At 49.4% G+C, this 19917-nt stretch carries 20 protein-coding genes and 1 pseudogene; 6 read left to right on the top strand and 15 right to left on the bottom strand.

Going from position 1 to position 19917, the window contains the following annotated elements:
* The 15 genes and pseudogenes from HAP95_RS07785 to HAP95_RS07715 form a co-directional block, all read right to left on the bottom strand.
* Window positions 1-180, bottom strand: a pseudogene (locus HAP95_RS07785) (acyltransferase); the annotation flags it as partial.
* Window positions 181-234: 54 nt separating this feature from the next.
* Window positions 235-492, bottom strand: coding sequence for an EscU/YscU/HrcU family type III secretion system export apparatus switch protein (locus HAP95_RS07780; RefSeq protein WP_215883708.1), 258 nt, complete (start codon window positions 490-492; stop codon window positions 235-237).
* Window positions 485-1633 carry a flagellar hook-length control protein FliK gene (fliK, locus tag HAP95_RS07775; RefSeq protein WP_215883707.1) on the bottom strand — a complete coding sequence of 383 codons (1149 nt, stop codon included), beginning with the start codon at window positions 1631-1633 and terminating at the stop codon, window positions 485-487. Before fliK ends, HAP95_RS07780 begins: the two co-directional genes overlap by 8 nt.
* Window positions 1630-1782, bottom strand: coding sequence for a hypothetical protein (locus HAP95_RS07770; RefSeq protein WP_215883706.1), 153 nt, complete (start codon window positions 1780-1782; stop codon window positions 1630-1632). Before HAP95_RS07770 ends, fliK begins: the two co-directional genes overlap by 4 nt.
* 19 nt (window positions 1783-1801) lie before the next feature.
* The gene (locus tag HAP95_RS07765; RefSeq protein ID WP_215883705.1) at window positions 1802-2596 is read right to left on the bottom strand and encodes a flagellar brake protein; all 795 of its coding nucleotides are present in this window, start codon (window positions 2594-2596) and stop codon (window positions 1802-1804) included.
* A 69-nt stretch (window positions 2597-2665) separates the two neighbouring features.
* Window positions 2666-5473 (bottom strand): putative bifunctional diguanylate cyclase/phosphodiesterase, encoded by a 2808-nt coding sequence (locus HAP95_RS07760; RefSeq protein WP_215883704.1) that lies wholly within the window; start codon window positions 5471-5473, stop codon window positions 2666-2668.
* A complete protein-coding gene (locus tag HAP95_RS07755; RefSeq protein WP_215883703.1) occupies window positions 5473-6540 on the bottom strand; it encodes a protein-glutamate methylesterase/protein-glutamine glutaminase in 1068 nt (355 codons plus the stop codon). The genes HAP95_RS07760 and HAP95_RS07755 overlap by 1 nt, the downstream gene beginning before the upstream one ends.
* A gap of 21 nt (window positions 6541-6561) precedes the next feature.
* Entirely contained in the window at window positions 6562-7101 is a 540-nt protein-coding gene (locus tag HAP95_RS07750; RefSeq protein ID WP_215883702.1) for a chemotaxis protein CheD, read from the bottom strand.
* A gap of 6 nt (window positions 7102-7107) precedes the next feature.
* Window positions 7108-7890 (bottom strand): CheR family methyltransferase, encoded by a 783-nt coding sequence (locus HAP95_RS07745; RefSeq protein ID WP_215883701.1) that lies wholly within the window; start codon window positions 7888-7890, stop codon window positions 7108-7110.
* A 29-nt stretch (window positions 7891-7919) separates the two neighbouring features.
* Window positions 7920-8465, bottom strand: a complete 546-nt coding sequence (locus tag HAP95_RS07740; protein ID WP_215883700.1) for a chemotaxis protein CheW — start codon at window positions 8463-8465, stop codon at window positions 7920-7922.
* Window positions 8466-8475: 10 nt separating this feature from the next.
* The gene (locus HAP95_RS07735) at window positions 8476-10131 is read right to left on the bottom strand and encodes a methyl-accepting chemotaxis protein (RefSeq protein WP_215883699.1); all 1656 of its coding nucleotides are present in this window, start codon (window positions 10129-10131) and stop codon (window positions 8476-8478) included.
* 12 nt (window positions 10132-10143) lie between these two features.
* A complete protein-coding gene (locus HAP95_RS07730; RefSeq protein WP_215883698.1) occupies window positions 10144-12357 on the bottom strand; it encodes a chemotaxis protein CheA in 2214 nt (737 codons plus the stop codon).
* Entirely contained in the window at window positions 12354-12641 is a 288-nt protein-coding gene (locus HAP95_RS07725) for an STAS domain-containing protein (protein WP_215883697.1), read from the bottom strand. The genes HAP95_RS07730 and HAP95_RS07725 overlap by 4 nt, the downstream gene beginning before the upstream one ends.
* A 47-nt stretch (window positions 12642-12688) precedes the next feature.
* Window positions 12689-13060, bottom strand: coding sequence for a response regulator (locus HAP95_RS07720; RefSeq protein WP_215883696.1), 372 nt, complete (start codon window positions 13058-13060; stop codon window positions 12689-12691).
* A gap of 15 nt (window positions 13061-13075) precedes the next feature.
* Window positions 13076-14002 carry a methyl-accepting chemotaxis protein gene (locus tag HAP95_RS07715; RefSeq protein WP_215883695.1) on the bottom strand — a complete coding sequence of 309 codons (927 nt, stop codon included), beginning with the start codon at window positions 14000-14002 and terminating at the stop codon, window positions 13076-13078.
* Between the two features lie 203 nt (window positions 14003-14205).
* On the opposite strand from HAP95_RS07715, the gene HAP95_RS07710 reads away from it, so the two are divergent.
* From HAP95_RS07710 to HAP95_RS07685, 6 genes are read left to right on the top strand one after another with little or no spacing between them, the layout of a single operon-like run.
* Entirely contained in the window at window positions 14206-15462 is a 1257-nt protein-coding gene (locus HAP95_RS07710; RefSeq protein ID WP_215883694.1) for an EAL and HDOD domain-containing protein, read from the top strand.
* A gap of 42 nt (window positions 15463-15504) precedes the next feature.
* A complete protein-coding gene (locus tag HAP95_RS07705; RefSeq protein ID WP_215883693.1) occupies window positions 15505-17385 on the top strand; it encodes a diguanylate cyclase in 1881 nt (626 codons plus the stop codon).
* Window positions 17382-17966 (top strand): heme NO-binding domain-containing protein, encoded by a 585-nt coding sequence (locus HAP95_RS07700; protein WP_215883692.1) that lies wholly within the window; start codon window positions 17382-17384, stop codon window positions 17964-17966. The genes HAP95_RS07705 and HAP95_RS07700 overlap by 4 nt, the downstream gene beginning before the upstream one ends.
* 16 nt (window positions 17967-17982) lie before the next feature.
* A complete protein-coding gene (locus HAP95_RS07695) occupies window positions 17983-18975 on the top strand; it encodes a sensor histidine kinase (protein WP_215883691.1) in 993 nt (330 codons plus the stop codon).
* A complete protein-coding gene (locus HAP95_RS07690) occupies window positions 18972-19325 on the top strand; it encodes a response regulator (RefSeq protein WP_215883690.1) in 354 nt (117 codons plus the stop codon). Before HAP95_RS07695 ends, HAP95_RS07690 begins: the two co-directional genes overlap by 4 nt.
* 22 nt (window positions 19326-19347) lie before the next feature.
* Window positions 19348-19854: a response regulator transcription factor gene (locus HAP95_RS07685; RefSeq protein ID WP_215883689.1), complete on the top strand. Its 507-nt coding sequence runs from the start codon at window positions 19348-19350 to the stop codon at window positions 19852-19854.
* Window positions 19855-19917 lie beyond the last annotated feature (63 nt).

Raw genomic sequence — 19917 nt, 5'->3', positions numbered from 1 at the left:
ACCCGCCGCGACGGGGGCAGGCAGAGTCTCGTGGATAGGCTTCACCGCATAGGAAGTGTTTTCATCCATACAGGCCGCAAGGCCCAGACAAACACCGATCAACAAACTGAAGCGTGCCAGACGGATAGGTTTTACTCCCGTAAAACGACTGGAAAGGTTTCGAAACACCTGATGCGACATGACTATCCTTGATGTCTTTGTTTTTTTGCTGGACGACTTTAACAATAAAACGAATTACATGCCACGCTCAATTTTATAAACCCAGGCCAACACCTCGGCTACCGCCTGATATAGCTGAGGTGGTATTTGTTGATCCAGGTCCAGTTGCATGAGCAGATTAACCAGCTCCTTGGATTCATGGACAAATATACCAGCCTCTCGCGCTCTGGCAATAATTTGCTCGGCTACCAGGCCCTGACCCTTGGCAACCAGAGTGGGGGCCGTATCTTCTGCCTGATAACGCAGAGCCACCGCACTTTTTGGTTTATCCATGTACGGAATCATCCACAGGACGAATCTGCTGCGTCGAAACCTGTAAGCCCAAATCCTGCAAGGATTGGATCAGCTCTCTTCCGTGCGCCCGCAGTAAAGCCGCCTGATCTGCAGTGAGAACCAGATGTAAGGTAGATTTCACTAATTGAAGACGGGCTTCCACGTGCCCCAGCTTGGGCATATCCAGAATCAGGGTACTATCCCAGCGCTGGGAGTGAATCTCTTCACCCGCTTGAGAAGACTCTTCACCCTCTCCATCACGACGCCTCACCAACCAGCTCACGTTCTGGCCTGGCCAAAGAGGCCCCGTCCAGACAAACTGCTGCTGATTCAAAACCTGGATTTGTTGTCCCAAAATCTGCATAGAAGCGGCAGTTGAGTTGCTGGATAAAAATAACGCTCCCGATTTATTCAAATCGGCAATTTGTGCATAAGTTGCAACCCATTGATTTGCGGTCTTGCTGGTGTCACCCGCAGAAAAAGGAAGAGATGACAATGTTGCTCGCGATGCATTTTCATTCGTTGGTAGTAATTCGGTTGCGCCCTTTTGAGTGGAAGGCAGGACAGGATTGTGGATGGCATTGGCTGCGGTGTCAGTCATGGGCCTGCCCGCATTTTGTGGTTCGGCCAACAAGTTTTGTGTGGTCCATTGGCCCTGGTTCCAGGCGGCCAGATGGCTTTCGTAAAAAACACCACTCTGCTGCAAACTGCTCTGTAAAAAATTCGCGATATGGGCCGGAGACGCCTCATTCGGCGCTAACATAGCCGCAGTATGAACGATTTGCGCAGCCGGATTCCCGGTCTGGACCAGGTTACGTAAGGATTGCGCAGTATCCGATAAAGCCACCTGATCACTACGCACGGCTGCCAAATGACTCATCAGCAAAAACTTGGGATTATTATTGCCACCCAGGTAGGTCAACTGCACTTCCTGTCCTACTGACCAGTGGCCTGGTAAATCAAAGGCCAGTGTCTTTCCTGCTACCGTAAGCATGGTTTGCTGATTACCCGATTGTAACACTTTTGCACTCAGCGTATTCCCTGGCAGCAAGCTATGAGATAGCGATAATGCTGTGGCATTATTAAGAGCCGTTTCCACGACTCTGATGGTGTATGCCGTTTCCAGAGTCGTGGAATTCATGAGCGATTTTCTACATTCAGACGTCTAATCAACCATTCGGCATCCTCTTCGCGCATCTGACAGGCACTGGCAATAAATCTGGCATCTCGACCAGCTTCTGCCAACAGCCATAGTATCAATGACACAATTAGCAGAAGTATCCAGCACATGCGCAAGACTCCTCAACCGTCAGCTTTTCCACCAGCTTTTTATTTTATCGCTCCAAGAAGAAGGTTGCTGTTTTCCTGAACTACGAAGTCCAATACCCAGCATCCTCAATATTTCCCGATCACGGGTTTGCACATATTGGGCCACTTTTTCCTGGTCAGCGGCCGGTGGATTTTGAAACTCCACACCCAGAATGACGCCGGTAGCTCCCGCAACATGATTGTCCACAAAACGAATGACTGCAGGCATATGCAAAGGATCACTGTCGCGAATTTTAAATACTAACTGCGATAAAATTTCGCTGGGCTGAAAAGGCAGATCCTTTGGACAGCGACTCATGATCCGGATTCCGCCAGCACTGATATCCTGCATTCGTCCAGAAACCATCAAGGCACCCTGACGATAAATTTCCACCTCATCGGGATCCTGTACGGTGGGAGGTACCCGAAAAAGTTGACGACGCTGTAGCTGATAAATCGCATCGGGATAATGCAGGACAATGCCAGATTCGTCTTGACGCAATATTTGGCTCTGAAAGCCACTGATCACCCCATCTACCCGAGAAAGTAGCGTGACATGAAAGCCAGCATCAATCTGCTTAGGAAAATTCAAGGGCACATCAATGTGCAACTCACTTTCCAAATTTATGCCCAGCAACAGCGTGTTATAACTCTGGATCTGGTCATCCAGCCATAAAGTACAGAAAATATGCTCCCGTAATAAATTTTCCAGGATGCCTGATGCTTTTACCGAGGCCGTAACACGAAAACGTTCGGAAAACAGATTGCGACGCATTTCATGAATTTGTTCCGTCATAAATACCTGCTCTGATCCAGAATATGCATTATCTTATCAACACCCATGATAGCTGTCGTCAATTCAGGACTATGAATGAATTTCTTGCCAGAGACTAGCCATATCCTGGAGGCCTACTGTTCGTACCGAACGGAGAACCGGCGGGATCAAGCACGCTCGCCAGGTAAAAAAGGCATTTTCCGGCAGCGGGGGAGAAAGAAGGTATCCCTGAATATAGCGACCACCAAGTTTTAGCCACAAATATAGTTCGTCAGGGGTAGCAACACCCTCTGCAACCAGATCGCAGTCCGTCAACTCGCTGAGCAGGTGACTGGCTCCCGCCACACCAAAACTGGCGATATCCTCACGGAACGCCCGAATAAAACTCTGATCCAGCTTCAACTCATTGAAGCGTAAACGGGCAACAGAAAGCAATGAAGAATATCCGGTCCCAAAATCATCCATGGATAACTTGAATCCTCGGATTTGGCACCATTCCATAACTGGACGCGCAGATTTACGCCCGGTAACAGAAGCCGTTTCGGTAATCTCCAAGGTCAAACCATTACCATCAGGACACAACTGTTCAATATCCTGCATAAATGCGGGATCAAGAAAATGTTTGGCACCTATATTCAGCGAAACCTGCAGCTCCAGACCTTCTGACTGCATGCGCGCGCGCAAACGCGCTGCTTCTTCCAGTGCCCAGCGGCCTAGCAGTCTAACCAAGTGGGCATTTTCCTCGACATAAGGCATAAATTTTCCGGGTCCAATCCAGTGAGCATGCGCTGGACACCAGCGCGCCAACATTTCGACGCCGGTCAGGCAGCCTTCCAGCATATCGGCTTTGGGCTGCAGGAAAAAACGAATATCCCCCTTCTGCAAAGCACCTGGAAAATCTCGTCGTACCCACAACCGTTGCTTCGCACGGCGGGCGACTTCTCCTCCAAAAAACTTAAAAGCATTCCCGCCCTGGCGCTTGGCTTCGGCCAGCGCTTCATCGGCCTGGGCCATCAGTGTGTAGACATCCTGTCCATCGGCCGGAAACATCGCCCAGCCAATAGATGTAGATAAAGTGGAGTCCAACACTTTACGTGCTGCATTCTGAACGGCTTTCAGAATTCCTTCACTGATTGAAATGGCGTGATCGGTATCGTTTAATTTAATGAAAAGCCCGAACTCATCTCCACCGACACGCGCCAGGATATCATCAGATTGTGGCAGTACTCCCTGTAATTGACAGGCAATTTCCTGTAAACATTGATCTGCCTCCAGTGAACTGAAAGAAGTATTGACCTCATTAAACATATCCATATCCAGCAAGGCCAGACCAAATAATGGCTGAGCTTCACTGGCGGTGTTCAGACTATTTGAAACGAGCGTCGTAAAATGGGATCGGTTCGGTAATCCGGTTAATACATCTGTCTGCAGCAGGTGCTCCTTATCCCTAAGCGCTTGCATTTTTTCCTGGTAGCGTTCGAGATCGTGCAATAAGGATTCCCAATGCGCAATCAAATTACGGCCAAAAAGCCAGCGGGTCAGACGGGTTATTTCCAGCACAAAAATGGCTACCGGAATAGGCGCACTTTCCGTCATGACTGGCCAGGCGATAACCTCCCGAAAACCACGTAATTGCGGATAAGCAGCAATCGCCTTGGTCATCATGCCAGAGATATGAGGGGTTCGCGGACTCACTCGGCATTGCAGACGATACGCCAGAGAGGGCAGGAGTTGCCCCCAAGGCAGATTCTCCGGATCGAGACTCAGGGGTAGTTGCCAGAGAATCTCGGCAAGCCCTGGTTTACGAGCCGAAGCCGCTATCACGGGTAAAGTACCCTGTTTTTCATCAGGCACAGCCACATAGGCGGCTAACGCCCCCGTGCCTAAGACACTGAGTTGTACCAACCCCATATACATTTCATTGATATCATGCGCTTCATCCACCATTTCATGTAAGGCTTGATGCGCCCGCTGATAACGGCTTTCCACAAAACGACGATACATCCAGATCAAGGCGGCCAAAGCCAGCCCAGATTCAGTAGCAAGTAGCAATACGGTCCAGATATCCAGACGATCAAGCAAATGCTGAAGATCCGGGAGAGGCTGGGAATTCCAGCGCACCTGCATAGTCCATGGTGTATCGCGAACCGGTATCTCCAGGTGCGCAGTCCAGGCCGCAGGAATATCTTCTGCCTGCTGCCAGTGACCATTCATCCATTGGGCGAGAACATGGTGTCGCCCGTCCAGAAGCAGCAGCATATGAGCATGCTCCGGGCTGGCACTGGCATGTTGATTGCCAAAAAACAAGTCAGCCTGACAAGTTCTATAAAAACCCTTGCCGGATGGCTGCACGGAAAACGCAAAAATACGCAGAGGAATATGCAGCAGCCCTTTCCTGTCCACAAAGGGACGGTCTACTCCGCCTTTCCACGCATTGACACCGTCTGATAGCAACCTGTTGAAATCTTGCGGATAGTCCACTGCCAGCGGGGGTTTATGCGAACCATCACCCGAACGGCAGGACACTCCGGCAAGCCAGGGATGCATGTTGTTAAAACGACGCAGCAAATCGGGGCTTAGCTCCCCGGTCGGCAAACTCGTCATAAACTGCAAATCACGCATGTGCATCTGAATCATGGCAGAGAGATTACTGGAAAAGCTTTCGGCCAGACGAGTGGCCGCTTCCTGTGTGCGTAGCCGGGAACGATCCAGCAAGTGCTGCTGCCAGCTGCCAATACTGAAAATCGTCAGGCCAACCAGACTCAAAAAAACCAGCAAAATTGACAGGATAAAAATGCGCTGCCGTTTTCGAATACGCTGCGACATCAGTATGAGCTTTTTCAATGGTTCCGGCATGACGGAATCTTCATCAGCCAACCCCTGAGAAGAGGTCATCATCAGCGCGTCCCTTCTATGGATCGCGGCAAGCGGCTGGCAATATGGGTCAGGGCTACCACTTCATCGACGCCGCCGAGTTTTATCGCTTCCTTGGGCATCCCAAAAACCACGCAACTGGATTCATCCTGGGCAATGGTGCGGGCTCCCGCCTGATGCATCTCCAGCAACCCCTGGGCACCGTCGTCTCCCATTCCGGTCATGATCACGCCCCAGGCATTTCGTCCAGCTACCTGAGCCACCGAACGAAACAGCACGTCCACTGAAGGCCGATGATGTTTGACTAAAGGCCCGTCAAAAACCTGGACGGCAAATTGTGCACCACTGCGGACCAGACGCATGTGCTTACCGCCCGGAGCGATCAGGGCACGCCCTGGCAAAACCCGATCTCCATCCCGGGCTTCGCGCACTTCCAGGGCGCTGATCGTATTCAGCCGTGCGGCAAAAGCCGCCGTAAACTTTTCCGGCATATGCTGTACCACCACAATGCCCGGCACAGTCACCGGCAAGGCGCGCAACAAAACTTCCAGAGCCTGGGTACCGCCCGTACTGGTTCCTACCGCAATGACTTTTTCCGTACTTTTTTGTAAAAGCAAATCCGCACAAACCGGTGGCGCAATGGCTGTCTCAGGAGATGGGGAGCGTGAAGAGCGCATATTACGCAAATTGGCGCGTGCCGCAGCTTTCACGGCCCGGATAATTTCCGGTGCATCTTTTTGCAAAAAGTCTTTTAGTCCAGTTTGGGGTTTCTGGATAATCTGCACCGCCCCTGCGGCCAGAGCATCCAGGGTAATTTGTGCCCCCGATTCCGCGAGACTGGAACAGATAATCACAGGCAACGGATGTTCTTGCATGATTTTACGCAGAAAAGTCACACCATCCATACGCGGCATTTCAATATCCAAAATCACCACATCCGGCCATTGCCGCTGCATGCGATCCCAGGCAAACAACGGGTCCTGGGCGGTCGCCAAAATGGCAATATCCGGATCCTGACTTAATGCGGCCTGGAGAACCTGCCGGACGACCGCCGAGTCGTCCACAATAAAAACCTGTATTTTTTGGGTCATATCCACTCTGGAAAATAATTTTTAATCCGTTTTCTGTACTAATGCCCCATGCCCGGTAAATTTCATATAAACATCACCCGTCCATATTTCGAAATACAAATTACGATGCCCGTGTCCACCCAAATGCGAAGCAGTCACATGAAAACCCGCCTGAGTAGCCAGAGTTTTGGCGGCCCTGACATTTTTACAGGGTACATCGCTGCAATCCGGACTCGTGGAAGCTCTACCCGATGGCTCTCTGAGAGCACTACGCGCTGCCAGAGTTTGAAACATGTTGCCGCCGCCAAAAATCTTGCAGACATACTCACCGGGATGCGTGCGCTGCCTCCGCAGCTCCTGCATCAGGGCGGCAATAGCCTCATCTCCATAGCGACCGTCGAGCCCCACGGATGGGGTACAAACACCTCTGCCGGGTAAAAGAAAATGGCACATACCCCCAACCCGTAGTCGCGGATGCCAGATAGTGATGGCAATACAGGAGCCCAACAACGTTCTTATACGGGTATCTTTATCACCGAAATACCAGTCTCCCGGCTGGAGAAAAATCTCCATGATCGCCATAAAAATTTATTCCTTCCTGTAAATTGCCGGCTGGATCAACTGCAAACCCTCTACAATCCCATTGAGACTTTCCGAATGTCCAACCAGAAAAAAACCACCGGGACGCAATTGCTGCAATAAACGTTGACAAATTGATTTTTTCTGTGGCGCTTCAAAGTATATCAATACATTGCGTAAAAAAATCATATCGAAGTCTCCGACATTCGGCAATGTACTATTTAGATTAATTTGTGAAAACTTCACGAAACGTCGAATTTCCGGCGCAATGGAAAAAAAACCTTCCTGCTTGCCCGTTCCACGTAAACAGTACCGTTTTAAGTAAGGTTTAGGAATTTTTTCAGCTCGCGTCATGGGATAAATGGCTTTTTCAGCAGCTGACAATACTTGACTACTTAAATCCGAACCAAAAATTTCCCAACTTTTAGCACGCCTTTCGGCAAGAACCATGGCGATACTATAAGCTTCTTCACCGGATGAGCTGGCAGCACTCCAAATTCTGACGGTTTCCTGATTATTCCAGACAGGTATGGCCTGTTCTGCCAAAAACGCGAAATGTTTAGGCTCACGAAAAAAATAGGTTTCATTGGTAGTCAGCAAATCTATGGCGCGTTGTCGCTCTTCACTATCCTGATTAAGCAAGCGCAAATAGGCATCATAACTGGGGCAGTTGGTGGCACGCAGGCGTTTGCCCAAACGACCCATCACCAATGTTTGCTTGGCTGGTCCTAATGAAATTCCCGCCTCACGAGAAAGAAATGTCTGAATACGCTGGTATTCAGGCAGGGTCATGACCAGATCATGAGGGGATGAAGCCATTTTCAGGTCTCTGGGTCAGAAGAGCCAGACTCAACGGTCTTGGCTGCAACTACCGAGAGCGCTGACATTTCCTCCATGGAAAGCACCTTCTCAATTTCCAGCAAAATCATGAAAGTTCCATTGATTTTTCCCATACCCCGGATGAATTCCGTCCGTAAACCCGCGCCAAATTGTGGAGCAGCTTCAATTTGCTCTGCGCCGAATTCCAGCACTTCATTCACCGCGTCTACCACCACCCCGAGTCGTTGTCGGGAATGACCGTCTTGCAGGTCAATAATGATAATACAGCTCCGTTTATGAATTTGCGTAGCCGGACGCCCAAAGCGTCGGGCCATATCAATCACCGGGACCACCTGCCCCCGTAAATTGATTACCCCTACCACAAAATCAGGCATCATCGGGATCTGGGTAGGAACAATGTAGGCAATAATTTCACGGACACCAGATATATCCAGCCCGAAGGCTTCACCTTGAAGCTGGACAATCAGGTACTGACCGGCCCATGAACGCAGCGATGTGGACGACTCTTGGGCTGCTAGCATTTCCATGACAAGCTCCTCAGAAACGGACAAATTCGTGACTGTCGGCACCGCTCACGGATGATTCTGCGTGGGCATTTTTCAGATGGGCTACAGCAGCACCTTTCCCTTTACCCTCTGTATGTCCCTGCCTGGATGCGACTGCGGCCCCTCCGGAACGCAAGCGGAAAGCCGCCATCAGTTGTTGTAATTGCTCCGCCTGCCCGCTCATTTCTTCGGCAGTAGCCGCCAGCTCTTCAGATGCCGAGGCATTTTGCTGGGTAACCTGATTGAGCTGTCCCACGGCCACATTAATCTGATCAATTCCGGTGGCCTGTTCGTTGGAAGCGGCATTAATTTCCTGCACCAAATCAGAAGTTTTGCCAATGGCGGGCACCAGTGCATTGAGCGCGTTGCCCGCCTGTTCAGCCACTTTGACACTACTACTGGCCAAAGTACCAATTTCCTGTGCGGCGACCTGACTGCGCTCGGCCAACTTGCGCACCTCTGCGGCGACCACGGCAAATCCTTTGCCGTGCTCACCCGCCCGCGCCGCTTCGATGGCGGCATTCAGTGCCAACATATTGGTCTGATAAGCAATATCGTCAATAATTCCGATTTTCTCGGCAATATTTTTCATGGCCTGCACCGTGTCAGTCACCGCCGCGCCACCAAGCCGCGCCTCTTTGGCCGCTCCCGTAGCGATATCATCGGTAACGCGAGCATTTTCCGCATTTTGTTTGATGGATGCTGCGGCCTCTTCCAGGGTTGCCGAAGTTTCCTCGACGCTCGCAGCCTGTTCCGAAGCCGCTTGCGACAGGGATTGAGAGGTTGCACTGACTTCTTCGGAAGCACTGGACAAATTATCAGCAGCACTGCGTACCTCACCAATGGTCTGGGTCAACTTTTCGACCATCTGTGCCATGGCGGCGATCAACCTGCCCGTTTCATCGCGGCTACGAGAGACCACCTGCATACTCAAATCACCATCAGCAACCCGCTCGGAAATGCTGACCGCCTCGGCCAATGGGCGGGTAATGGAACGGGACAATGCCCAGGCAATCAATATTCCCAAAATAATGGAAACGAGGGAAATAATAACAATGGCATCAATCACCAGAGTGACATCACTGGCACCCTGTTTTTTGAGGGTTGCCATCGTTAACAGTGCGTCTTCACGAAGTTGCTCATTAACCGCATGCAAGTGATTTTCATCGGGCAACGTGGTGTTTTGGTAATACTGGTTAGCTGCCTGTACTTGTGCCGCCGCATTTTTGGCATCAGGGGCAATCGCTGCCAGCATACTCAAATATTGTTGTGAGGAATTCATGAACTGGATGAATGCCGCTTTGGATTCCGGTAGCACAATTTTGGCTTTTGGATCCATCAAATTACTTTTCAAAAAGCTATAATAGGAGAAAATTTTGGCAGTACCTGCAGACAGAGTTTGCGAAGCCTGTTTGGCCTGACTGGGCAGCCCATAACTAAAGGCAAAAGCGGTTTTCAGTTTGGCTGTGGCCAGCATCATGGAATCGACTTTATGAATATTATCCGAAACCCTGCCCGTAGAGGTTTCCAGATCCTTCTGTAATCTTCCGGCTCCCCACCAACCTGTAGCACCTACCAGCATCAGCAACAAAATAACCAGCGCGAAAGCCAGACCCAGGCGCAGTCCGATACGCATATTCCCAAACATGTTTATCCCCTTTTAATGAATGAATGAATGCGCGGACTTCGCGCTGATGGCATAGTGCCGTTGAATCAAAGTAGGTATATCCAGTATCGGGGCGACATCGCCATTACCCAGAATGGTAGCGGAAGCGATACCCGGTACTTGCTCAAATAGTTTACCCAGCGGTTTAATGACCGTTTGCTGACTGCCTAAAATGCCACTCACTACCATCCCGATACGCTCAAGACCATGCCTGACAACCACCACATTACGACGACTTTCGTCGGTAGCGCGCTTGTTGAATACCGCATTCAGATCCAGAAGAGGCAAAGGCTGATCGCGTAATTCCATGTACCCCACCGTACCCTGCACTTTTGGGTATTCCAGACATTCTTCTACGGATTCGGAGGGAATCACATACGTATCCTGGGCCAGTCGCACGAGAAAACCATCAATAATGGAAAGGGTCAGGGGCAGATGAATCCGCATGATACTCCCCCGGCCAGAGACTGAATGGATTTCAATGCGACCACGCACGGATTCAATATTTTGCCGAACCACATCCATACCCACGCCGCGACCGGAAATATCACTGATTTTATCGGCTGTGGAGAATCCCGGGGCAAATATCAAGGCGTATATTTCCTGATCGCTGAGGACCTGATCGGCCGTAATCAAGCCCTTTTCCAGCGCCTTGCGCTGGATTTTTTCACGATTCAGACCAGCACCGTCGTCACTCACTTCTATGACAATGCCCCCCGAATCATGACGGGCATGCAAAGCAATACAACCCTGAGCGGGTTTACCGACCTGCAGACGCTGCTCGGCAGGTTCAATACCATGATCCATGGCATTGCGCACCAGGTGCATCAATGGATCGGTAATTTTTTCGGCCATGCTTTTATCCAGTTCAGTGCCTTCGCCATGCATTTCCAGACGAATATCCTTGCCCAAAGTGCGGGCAGTATCGCGAACTACCCGAGGAAAACGCTGAAACAATTCAGATACATCAATCATGCGCAGGCGCAAAGCCCCGTCGCGAATTTCCTCGACCAGGCGAGCTACCTGTGTGGCCGATTCCAGGCGAGCTTCCAGGGCGTCCTGACCCGCAAAAAGCCGATTGGCGGCACTCGCAATAACCAGCTCTCCTACCAGATCCACCAGATAATCCAGATCACTGGCACGCACCCGCAACAGTTGCCGCTCCGCACTTTGCGACTCCCGTTGCTGTTGCTGCTTTTCCAAAGCACCCTGTACTACAGGCTCCTGGACCATTTTCTGGTCCACCAGGATTTCTCCCAATGGCTGATGTTGACCGGTCTGGTCTGTATTTTCCTGCAATGCCAAAGCCCGTTGCAGCTCTTCCGACGTCAATGAGCCCACCGCCACCAGAATCTCACCCAAATGTTGATCTGCCTCTGGAAGCTGCTGGATCATTTTGAGATACGCGCCAATTTGACTATGCGCGGGCAGCAGATGAACCACGCTACTTTCCTTCACAAAATCAAAAACATCCAGAATAGTGGCTTTGTCAGCGACACTACTAAAACCAATCTCAAAACCCAGATAACAGGATTCTGCGTCCATCTGCGGTAATGCAGGCAAGGCATCAGTCAGGGTGACCAGCCCCGTAATATCGCCTATTTGCTGCAAATATCGCAGAAATGACAGAGGATCCATGCCGTCGCGGAAGGTATCTATTCCGAAACGGAGAGAAATATGCCAATTGGCAGATGTAGAGACTTTTTCATCCGCTGGTATTTCCGTGACAGACGATGAAGAAGCTTCTGTATGCTCATAAAGCTGTAGATTATTCTCTTTGGAAATGGGTAATTTTTGCTCCCTTGCACCCAACGCGGCCTGGAGTTCTGCGAGAAGCCTTAAATCTTCCGAGAGAAAATGCTGATCCAAAGGCGCAGCAGAAACCAGGCGGTCCAGATAATCCCCGATATGATCACCGCAGGAGAGGAGCAGGGTGATATTGGCGGGCGTCAGCATCTTGGTGCCAGAGCGAATCTGGTCCAGGAGATTTTCCAGTCGATGCGTAAACCGTACGACTTCTTCAAGTCCGAATAAACCTGCAGAACCTTTGATCGTATGAGCCGCCCGAAAAACCGCATTGATGCGCTCCAAATCTGCACCCTGGTCTTCCATAAATAGCAGTGCGCTTTCCATCTCTTGCAACAAATCTCGACTTTCCTCAAAAAAAGTCTGAAGGGCTGCGGCCATCTGCGGATCCAGATCCATCATTCTGGCATCTCCTTGGTCAATACAATCGGATCACCAAAAAATCTGTCCAGGCGACAAAGCTGCAGAGCGTTAACGACGGCAACAGAATGATCACTCAAAGATAAGCGAGTACCTTGCCGCAATGCTTCATTTTTGGCTGCTACCAAAATCTGTAAACCGGCGCCATCCACTTCACTGACATCGGCTAAAAGTATTTCGATTTCATGATGTTGTGCCACAACTTGGTGCAAGCATTCGCGTAGAGCTGCGGCGGCGTAAATATCCAGTTCACCGGCCAGACGCATCTGCAATCTTCCCGCACAAACTTCCTGCTGAATATCGAGGCTCATAATCAGGGCAATATCAGCTTGCTGACGGCGGCCAGCATTTGCTGCGGTTGAAAAGGCTTGATCACCCAGGCCTTGGCGCCTGCCGCCTGCCCTTCCCTCTTTTTTTCCTCTTCGGCTTCCGTGGTCAGCATGATCACCGGGGTAAACTTGTACTCCGGTTTTTGCTTAAGCGTTTTCACAAATTGAATGCCGTCCATATTTGGCATATTCACGTCACTGATGATGAGATGAACCTTGTCCGTCGCCGCCAGTTTCGCAAGCCCATCCACGCCGTCGCAGGCCTCGATCACGTTATAACCTGCGCCCTTAAGGGCAATGCCTACCACTTGGCGCAGTGAAGCAGAGTCATCAACTACCAATACGGTTTTTGCCATTTCACAGTATCCTTATTAAAAAAAGGTGATTTCCTGATCCCCTGCCGAAGAAGACCCAGTAGCATCCCCGCGATGAATGGACCGTTCTTCTGAAGTCGTGTACTTGCTTACCAACGATTGGAGCCAGCTTTCCAGGCCCTGATCGCTGTCAGATTGCAGATGACCGGGTAACTCTTCCATCCCTTCTTCCACATGTGTAAGGGTCTGGCTGACCCGGTCCTGAAACTGCAGTGCTACCAGCAATTGATCCATTTCTGCGCTGATTCCCTCTGCTTCCTGCTGCAAAGTTTCTGCAGAAGCGCTCAAATGCCTGGTCATATCCTGAAGACGATGAAGAACGTCGCGAATCGACCGCTCCGCATTACCCAAAAACTGGCGCTCTTGCTGAATGGCTGTAGCAGACTGATGTACGACCCCACGGATTGAAGTGGTAATATCCTTGACGCTTTCACCCATTTGCTGACTGGTTTCTTTGGAACGCGTGGATAACTTGCGAACCTCATCGGCCACCACCGCAAAACCACGACCCTGCTCCCCCGCACGAGCGGCTTCAATGGCTGCATTAAGTGCCAGCAGGGTAGTCTGAGAGGCAATTTCACCCACATCTCTGGCCATCCTTTCAAGGACGGTAACCTGTTGCAACAAGGCAGAAATAGTGGCCTGCTGTGCTTCATGTTGCGCAGTCGCCGCCGCAATATGCTTGAGCACACTCAGCAGCTCGTTCTCACTACTTTGAAATAACGCAGCAAGATCTTGAGGAGAGCCACCCTGGCTATCACCACGTGATGCCTGAACAGCATTACCGAGACGCTGATGCAAATTGACAAAACGGGACATGAGGTCAGCAATTGCCGATTCCATCTGGACGCGTCCGGATCGCACCTGAGAACTCAAGACTTGAACAGCTTGCCCGAGGGCATGAACGAGTGCTTCCGTTGCCATTTATCTATCCATCCTGGAGAGTTGTATCAAATTTAAAACAGTCATCGATCAATACGGCACGGAGCCGATAAAACTTTAGGGGATGCTAATGCTGCTTGTGCAGCTTTCTGGATTGCTCCATGCTCATACCCAACGGGGTTGCTAGATTCCAGAAAAATGACTAATTGTTGTATCATTCACGTGTCAAGGATTGTGGTAACAAGATGAGCCCAAACTCCCAAAACTCAATGCTCCCTGAAGATAATCAAGAACTGGTGGCACGGCAGGCCATACTCGGACGCCAGGATGAAATCATCGGGTATGAGCTTTTTGCGCGTAACGAAAGCAGTGGGCCGCTGGAAGACCCCTTTCTTTGCTCGGCACGGGTTTTGATCAAAACATTCAGTGTCTACAATCTCGAAAGCCTGCTGGGCGGGAAACCCGCCTTCATCAACTTCACCAATAGCAACTTCGATGAAAAAAGCCTGGAGTTGTTTCCTGCTCGCCAGGTAATTCCCGAGTTCACCATTACCGAAGCACCCAGTCGGGAGTTTCTCGGCCATCTCCTTCAGTTGCAGAAATTGGGTTTTCGTCTGGCTCTGGATCGCTTTGAAGCCTCCCCCTGGCACATGGCATTACTCAAGATTGTTGACTTCATCAAGATCGACTGTTTTAGCAACGTACCAGAACAGTGGGAAGCCTGGATCAAGCAAATTAAAAACTGCAAGCTTCCCCGACAACCGGCAATAGTTGCCACACGCGTAGAAACCGCCCTTTTGGCGCGTCGCTGCTTCGAGGCAGGAGTCGATTACACGCAAGGCTTTTATTATATGGAACCGGAAGTCGTCAAAGGAAAAGCCCTGACCTCCAATCAACATACCATTTTCAACCTGCTCAATTTGCTACTCGAAGAAAACCCTGTCTGTGATATCGAAGAAGCCTTTCGCCGTGATCCGGGTCTTTCGTATCAGCTTTTACGCTATTTAAATTCTGCTGGAATGACTCGTGGTCAGGAAATAGAGAGTATCCGCCAGGCCCTTATTTTACTTGGTCGACAACCCTTACAACGCTGGCTGACTTTACTGTTGTTTGCCAGCCAGGGTACCCAAAAATCATCTGTTCTCGTTATGGCGGCAACTCGCGCCAAATTTGCCGAAATTCTCAGAGAAAAATCTCCGGTCCTGGATGATCAGCCAGCGGCTCTTCATCGTAGCTTTCTCGCTGGCATGTTGTCTCTTCTGGATGTTTATTTAAAGCAACCATTACCAGATCTTTTGAGTGAACTGAAAATTTCAGATGACATGCGCAAAGCCATCATCAACCATGAAGGCGAGGACGGCGCAATACTGACGCTTGTTGAAGCGGCAGAACATGGAGATCTGGACACGGTTAAAAAAATTGGGCAAACACTGGCGCTACCTCTTGCCGAAATCACGGCTGCATCGCTGGAATCGATGAACTGGTCTTCCAGTTTAAAATAATTACATTTTATAGAATTGATCAATGGAAGGATGCGTACAATTATGCTCATTGAAGCTTTTTTACCTCAGCTAGAAAAAGGCAATTGTCCTTCTCCATCGCAAAGTACATTAGCGCTCATGGAGTTGCTGCAAAAGGAAGATGCAAGCCTGGACGAAGCTGCACGGCTAATTCGTCTTGATCCGATTTTGGTAGCAAAAACTATCAAGCTCGCCAATTCTCCCATATATCGTCCTACACGTCCGATTGTATCTTTGGATGAAGCCTTGATGCGAATAGGTCTGCAAGTGCTAGTTCGCATGGCACTGGGCCTTGCCTTAATCAATGGAAAGCTTTCTTCCACTCCCGGTTTTGATTTAAATCATTTCTGGTCAGCCAGCTTATTACGGGCAATTGCCATGCAGGCCCTGGCGAAAGAAATGGGAAACTGGCCCACCGGAGAAATTTTTGTTTTTGGCTTATTAAGTGAAATCGGCAGCCTGATGATGGTTTGTACCGCTCCAGAAAAAAGCACCATATTCAGCAATGAAGGCCTAAGTTTTGCAGAACAGAAAATTCTGGAAAAAAATGAATTCGGATTTAGTCGTCACGATTTGACGGCCGCTCTGATGCGACAGTGGCGGCTCCCGGAAACCATGATTATGGCTATTGAAAGCCGCAATTCTGGTGCTGATTTTGATCTTGAACACGCCTCTAATAGTGCGCCAGATCGACTGCAGACGCTTATTCGTATTCTCGGGGCCGGACGTAGTATCACTGAATGGGCCATGTCTCCAGCTTCTGAGCGCAGCCTGGAAGTCCTGCAGGAAAACATCCAAAGCTGGTGGATGAATACACCGCACTTTGTAGCCATGATTCACCATGTACTCTCTGAGTGGGCAGATATCGCCGAAATATTTGAATTGCCGCAATCTCCCCCAGGACTGGATAATCTGGAATCAATTCGTAATACATTAATGCGATCACGAGATGATCAAGAAGATATTCGCAACAAACCACTGCTTCTGGTGGATGATCAGGCCGGAGATCGAGCCTTGTTACAACGCACCCTGGAGCCTGCCGGTTATCAAACTCTGCAGGCATCTTCTGCAGACGAAGCGTTCACCGTTATATATAAAAATTCACCACGTATTATTCTTCTAGATTGGGTGATGCCCGAAATCAATGGACTGGATTTATGTCGTCGACTACGTCGTGAGTTTGGCCCCCGTCTGTACATTATTATTTTGACAGCTCACTACAATCAGAGTTATGCCGTGGAAGCTTTGGAAGCCGGTGCCAACGATTATTTGAGCAAACCCATATCGCGGAGTGTCTTATTAGCTAAACTCGTTGTAGCCCAACAGATAGTTGAATTCATTTCTTCACTCGAAAGTAACTGCGAAAAACTCATTCATCAAAATAACTCGTTACAGTCCATGGCGATGAAAGACGCATTAACAGGCCTTGCCAATCGACGGGGAGCGGATGAGTTTCTGAATCAGCACTGGTCGAGTGCCCTGCGCAGCCAAAGCATTTTAAGCTGTATTATGATAGATATTGATTATTTTAAACAAATTAATGACAAACATGGTCATGATCAAGGAGACTTAGTACTGGAAGCCTTGGGAAAACTGCTTCTGGAAACATCGCGAATTGGTGACCTCACGGCCCGGGTCGGAGGAGAAGAATTTATGATCGTCTGCCTCCAATGCCAATTGGCCGACGCAGCAGCTTTAGCCGAACGTATCCGCAACAAAGCCATGAGTCTATCCGACCAACTGCCGCCCATTACCATCAGTGCCGGTGTCGCCGAATTGAGTGAAAACATGAGTAACAGCGAGACATTACTGCGCGCTGCTGACCAGGCATTGCTTGCAGCAAAACGAAAAGGGCGAAACCAGGTGGTTTGTGCGCCCAAAGAGGCTGGGGGTGCTGCATTATGATTGGTCTGATTCAAAAACTGGTTTTGCAAATGGTCGAAGAAATAGGTGGCCCGGAAGCGTTGCTTGAAGTAAAACGTCGTACAAGCTTACCTGAAGAATTCGAGTTTAGAATTGATACGGATTATGAAAATGAGCAAATGCAACAAATTCTCGAAAATGCCTGTGCTGTTCTACAGGTAAGCGAAGAAGCAGCACTCAGCGCTTTTGCAGATTATTTCTTGCGAGATGTCCGAAATCGCTTCCCGGTATTTATTGCTCAAGCACGGACCAGTCGAGAATTATTAATTCATCAAACTACCATTCATAATATGCTGGGATCCGGTCTCAGAAACGCCGAAAAACTGAAAGCTATTAATGATAAATTCCAGGTAATCAAGCACGACAATGGTGATCTTGAAGTGCTCTATCGTTCTCCAAATCAATGGTGTACACTATACCGTAAACTTGCGGAGGCGGTCGCCGAATTGTACCAGGAGAATATGACGCTGAGCACCATCCAGTGTCGTAAACGCGGAGATCAGCATTGCGCTTTTCTCCTTCACTGGCCTGAACCAGTCACTTTGGTAAAAGAACAGAGTTAACATGCTGACCAGTAATATGCAAATCGACATCAGTCAGCTACACACGGCCATGCGGGAAATCTCTGACCAGCTCTGTCAGGCCGTTAATGGTGATTTCAATTTTGTGGTGCATTGTTCTATAGCCGATGAAGAGGCGGAAAAACTGACTTTACTGGTCAATTTTGTATTAAGCGCTGCAGCAAGAGCTATAGACCAACGCGAGTTGCAAACCGCCAATCTGGATAAAATTGTAGCAGAAAGAACCGCCATGCTCACTGAAGCCAAAGAATCCGCTGAAGCCGCTTCTCAGGCTAAAAGTCAGTTTCTTGCCAGTATGAGTCATGAGCTTCGCACGCCTCTCAATGCAGTTATTGGTTATAGCGAACTGATTCTCGAAGAACTGGAAGATGGGGCACCTGGTGCCAATACTCACAATGATTTAATGGTCATTCGTGATGCAGGTAGGCATCTTCTCGGTCTCATTAACGATGTTCTGGATTTAAGTCGCATAGAAGCCGGCCAAACAGATATTTTTCCGGAATATTTTGATCCCTTGGCTTTTACCCGATCTACTGCAGCGACATTACATACGCTCATCCAGTCTAAAGGAAACGTCCTTAAATTTGAGTTACCCGATCAGACTGGTCGAATTCATACTGATATGGGTAAAGTTCGACAATGCTTGATTAACATATTGGGTAATGCCGCAAAATTTACGGAACATGGGTCCATCACCTTGGGATATCGGGAATCATCTTCAAAAGATCATCGGCGATACGTCGAATGGTGGATTAAAGATACAGGACCAGGAATTGGTCCCGATCAAATCCAGAAAATTTTTGAGGCTTTTACTCAGGCGGATGGATCTATCAATCGCCGTTATGGCGGGACAGGATTAGGTTTGACTCTCACCACCACTTTATGTCGGATGCTGGGTGGAGATATCCGGGTAGAAAGCACACTTGGACAAGGCTCTACTTTTATCATGAGGTTACCTGGCTATTATCAGGCAACAGGCATCAATCCATGATTATTTTGGTTGCAGAAGATGATTCACGAAACCGGGAAATGCTGGTTCGCCGCCTTCTGCGCCGAAATTATTCGGTTCTGGAAGCCGAGAATGGCTTGAGTGTCGTTGAGATGGCCAAAGCCCAGCATCCTGACATTATTTTGATGGATATTGCCATGCCCGAGCTCAATGGTTGGGAAGCGTTGGCGCAAATTCATGCTGTTTATCCAGAACTGCCCGTCATTATACTCTCGGCCCACTCCATGATTGATGATCAGCGACGCGCCATTAGCGCAGGAGCCGTAGCTTACCTTTCCAAGCCCATTGATTTTGATAGACTATTAATTAAAATTGAACAATTCAGACGATAATAAACACCCACAATGCATTTTGGTGGTTGAAGACGATACTCCCAGTCGTCAACTCCTGGTACGACGCCTGAGTCATGCTGGCTGGCAGGTTCTTGATGCCCCGGATGGGCCGTCCGCATTGGAAATTGTCGCAACCCACGCTCTGTCGGGGATTCTACTGGATATGGGATTACCCGGCATGAATGGTTTGGAAGTTTTGCAGCGGATACGTCAAAACAGCACCCCTCTCAGTTTGCCCATCATCATGGTGACCGCTTTTGATGAAAGAGATTATCTGGTTGAGGCTCTGAGCAAAGGCGCCAATGATTTTGTTAGCAAACCGGTAGATTTCAGTGCACTTAAAGCGCGATTAAAAGCCCATTTGGATTTGGCTGAAACCAGCAAAATTCTCAGTAATCTTCAGGCACGTCAAGAACTCATATTGCGCGGTGCCAATGATGGCATCTGGGAACTGGACGTGCAATCAGGACGCTTAAATCACTCACAACGCTGGCTGGACTTATTACAGTATAGTGGACCCCAGATTTGAGACAATAGTTTAAGCTTGTTGTCTGGTCAGGAGGAGACGATGAGCGCAGCAAAGCGGAAAGTG

Origin of the sequence: Acidithiobacillus sulfurivorans (genome assembly GCF_018853815.1) — a bacterium.
GTDB lineage: Bacteria > Pseudomonadota > Gammaproteobacteria > Acidithiobacillales > Acidithiobacillaceae > Acidithiobacillus > Acidithiobacillus sulfurivorans.
The sequence above is the reverse complement of the archived record's forward strand: the minus strand, read 5'-3'. Positions and strand labels throughout refer to the sequence as shown.

Coding starts and splice junctions, on each gene's coding strand:
- fliK (WP_215883707.1), bottom strand. CDS start 1,633: ATGAATTCCACGACTCTGGAAACGGCATACACCATCAGAGTCGTGGAA.
- HAP95_RS07730 (WP_215883698.1), bottom strand. CDS start 12,357: ATGATGGATCTGGATCCGCAGATGGCCGCAGCCCTTCAGACTTTTTTT.
- HAP95_RS07720 (WP_215883696.1), bottom strand. CDS start 13,060: ATGGCAAAAACCGTATTGGTAGTTGATGACTCTGCTTCACTGCGCCAA.
- HAP95_RS07760 (WP_215883704.1), bottom strand. CDS start 5,473: ATGATGACCTCTTCTCAGGGGTTGGCTGATGAAGATTCCGTCATGCCG.
- HAP95_RS07690 (WP_215883690.1), top strand. CDS start 18,972: ATGATTATTTTGGTTGCAGAAGATGATTCACGAAACCGGGAAATGCTG.
- HAP95_RS07695 (WP_215883691.1), top strand. CDS start 17,983: ATGCAAATCGACATCAGTCAGCTACACACGGCCATGCGGGAAATCTCT.
- HAP95_RS07735 (WP_215883699.1), bottom strand. CDS start 10,131: ATGTTTGGGAATATGCGTATCGGACTGCGCCTGGGTCTGGCTTTCGCG.
- HAP95_RS07700 (WP_215883692.1), top strand. CDS start 17,382: ATGATTGGTCTGATTCAAAAACTGGTTTTGCAAATGGTCGAAGAAATA.
- HAP95_RS07765 (WP_215883705.1), bottom strand. CDS start 2,596: ATGACGGAACAAATTCATGAAATGCGTCGCAATCTGTTTTCCGAACGT.
- HAP95_RS07715 (WP_215883695.1), bottom strand. CDS start 14,002: ATGGCAACGGAAGCACTCGTTCATGCCCTCGGGCAAGCTGTTCAAGTC.
- HAP95_RS07745 (WP_215883701.1), bottom strand. CDS start 7,890: ATGACCCTGCCTGAATACCAGCGTATTCAGACATTTCTTTCTCGTGAG.
- HAP95_RS07770 (WP_215883706.1), bottom strand. CDS start 1,782: ATGTGCTGGATACTTCTGCTAATTGTGTCATTGATACTATGGCTGTTG.
- HAP95_RS07750 (WP_215883702.1), bottom strand. CDS start 7,101: ATGGCGATCATGGAGATTTTTCTCCAGCCGGGAGACTGGTATTTCGGT.
- HAP95_RS07740 (WP_215883700.1), bottom strand. CDS start 8,465: ATGGAAATGCTAGCAGCCCAAGAGTCGTCCACATCGCTGCGTTCATGG.
- HAP95_RS07705 (WP_215883693.1), top strand. CDS start 15,505: ATGCTCATTGAAGCTTTTTTACCTCAGCTAGAAAAAGGCAATTGTCCT.
- HAP95_RS07725 (WP_215883697.1), bottom strand. CDS start 12,641: ATGCGTCTGGCCGGTGAACTGGATATTTACGCCGCCGCAGCTCTACGC.
- HAP95_RS07710 (WP_215883694.1), top strand. CDS start 14,206: ATGAGCCCAAACTCCCAAAACTCAATGCTCCCTGAAGATAATCAAGAA.
- HAP95_RS07755 (WP_215883703.1), bottom strand. CDS start 6,540: ATGACCCAAAAAATACAGGTTTTTATTGTGGACGACTCGGCGGTCGTC.
- HAP95_RS07780 (WP_215883708.1), bottom strand. CDS start 492: ATGGATAAACCAAAAAGTGCGGTGGCTCTGCGTTATCAGGCAGAAGAT.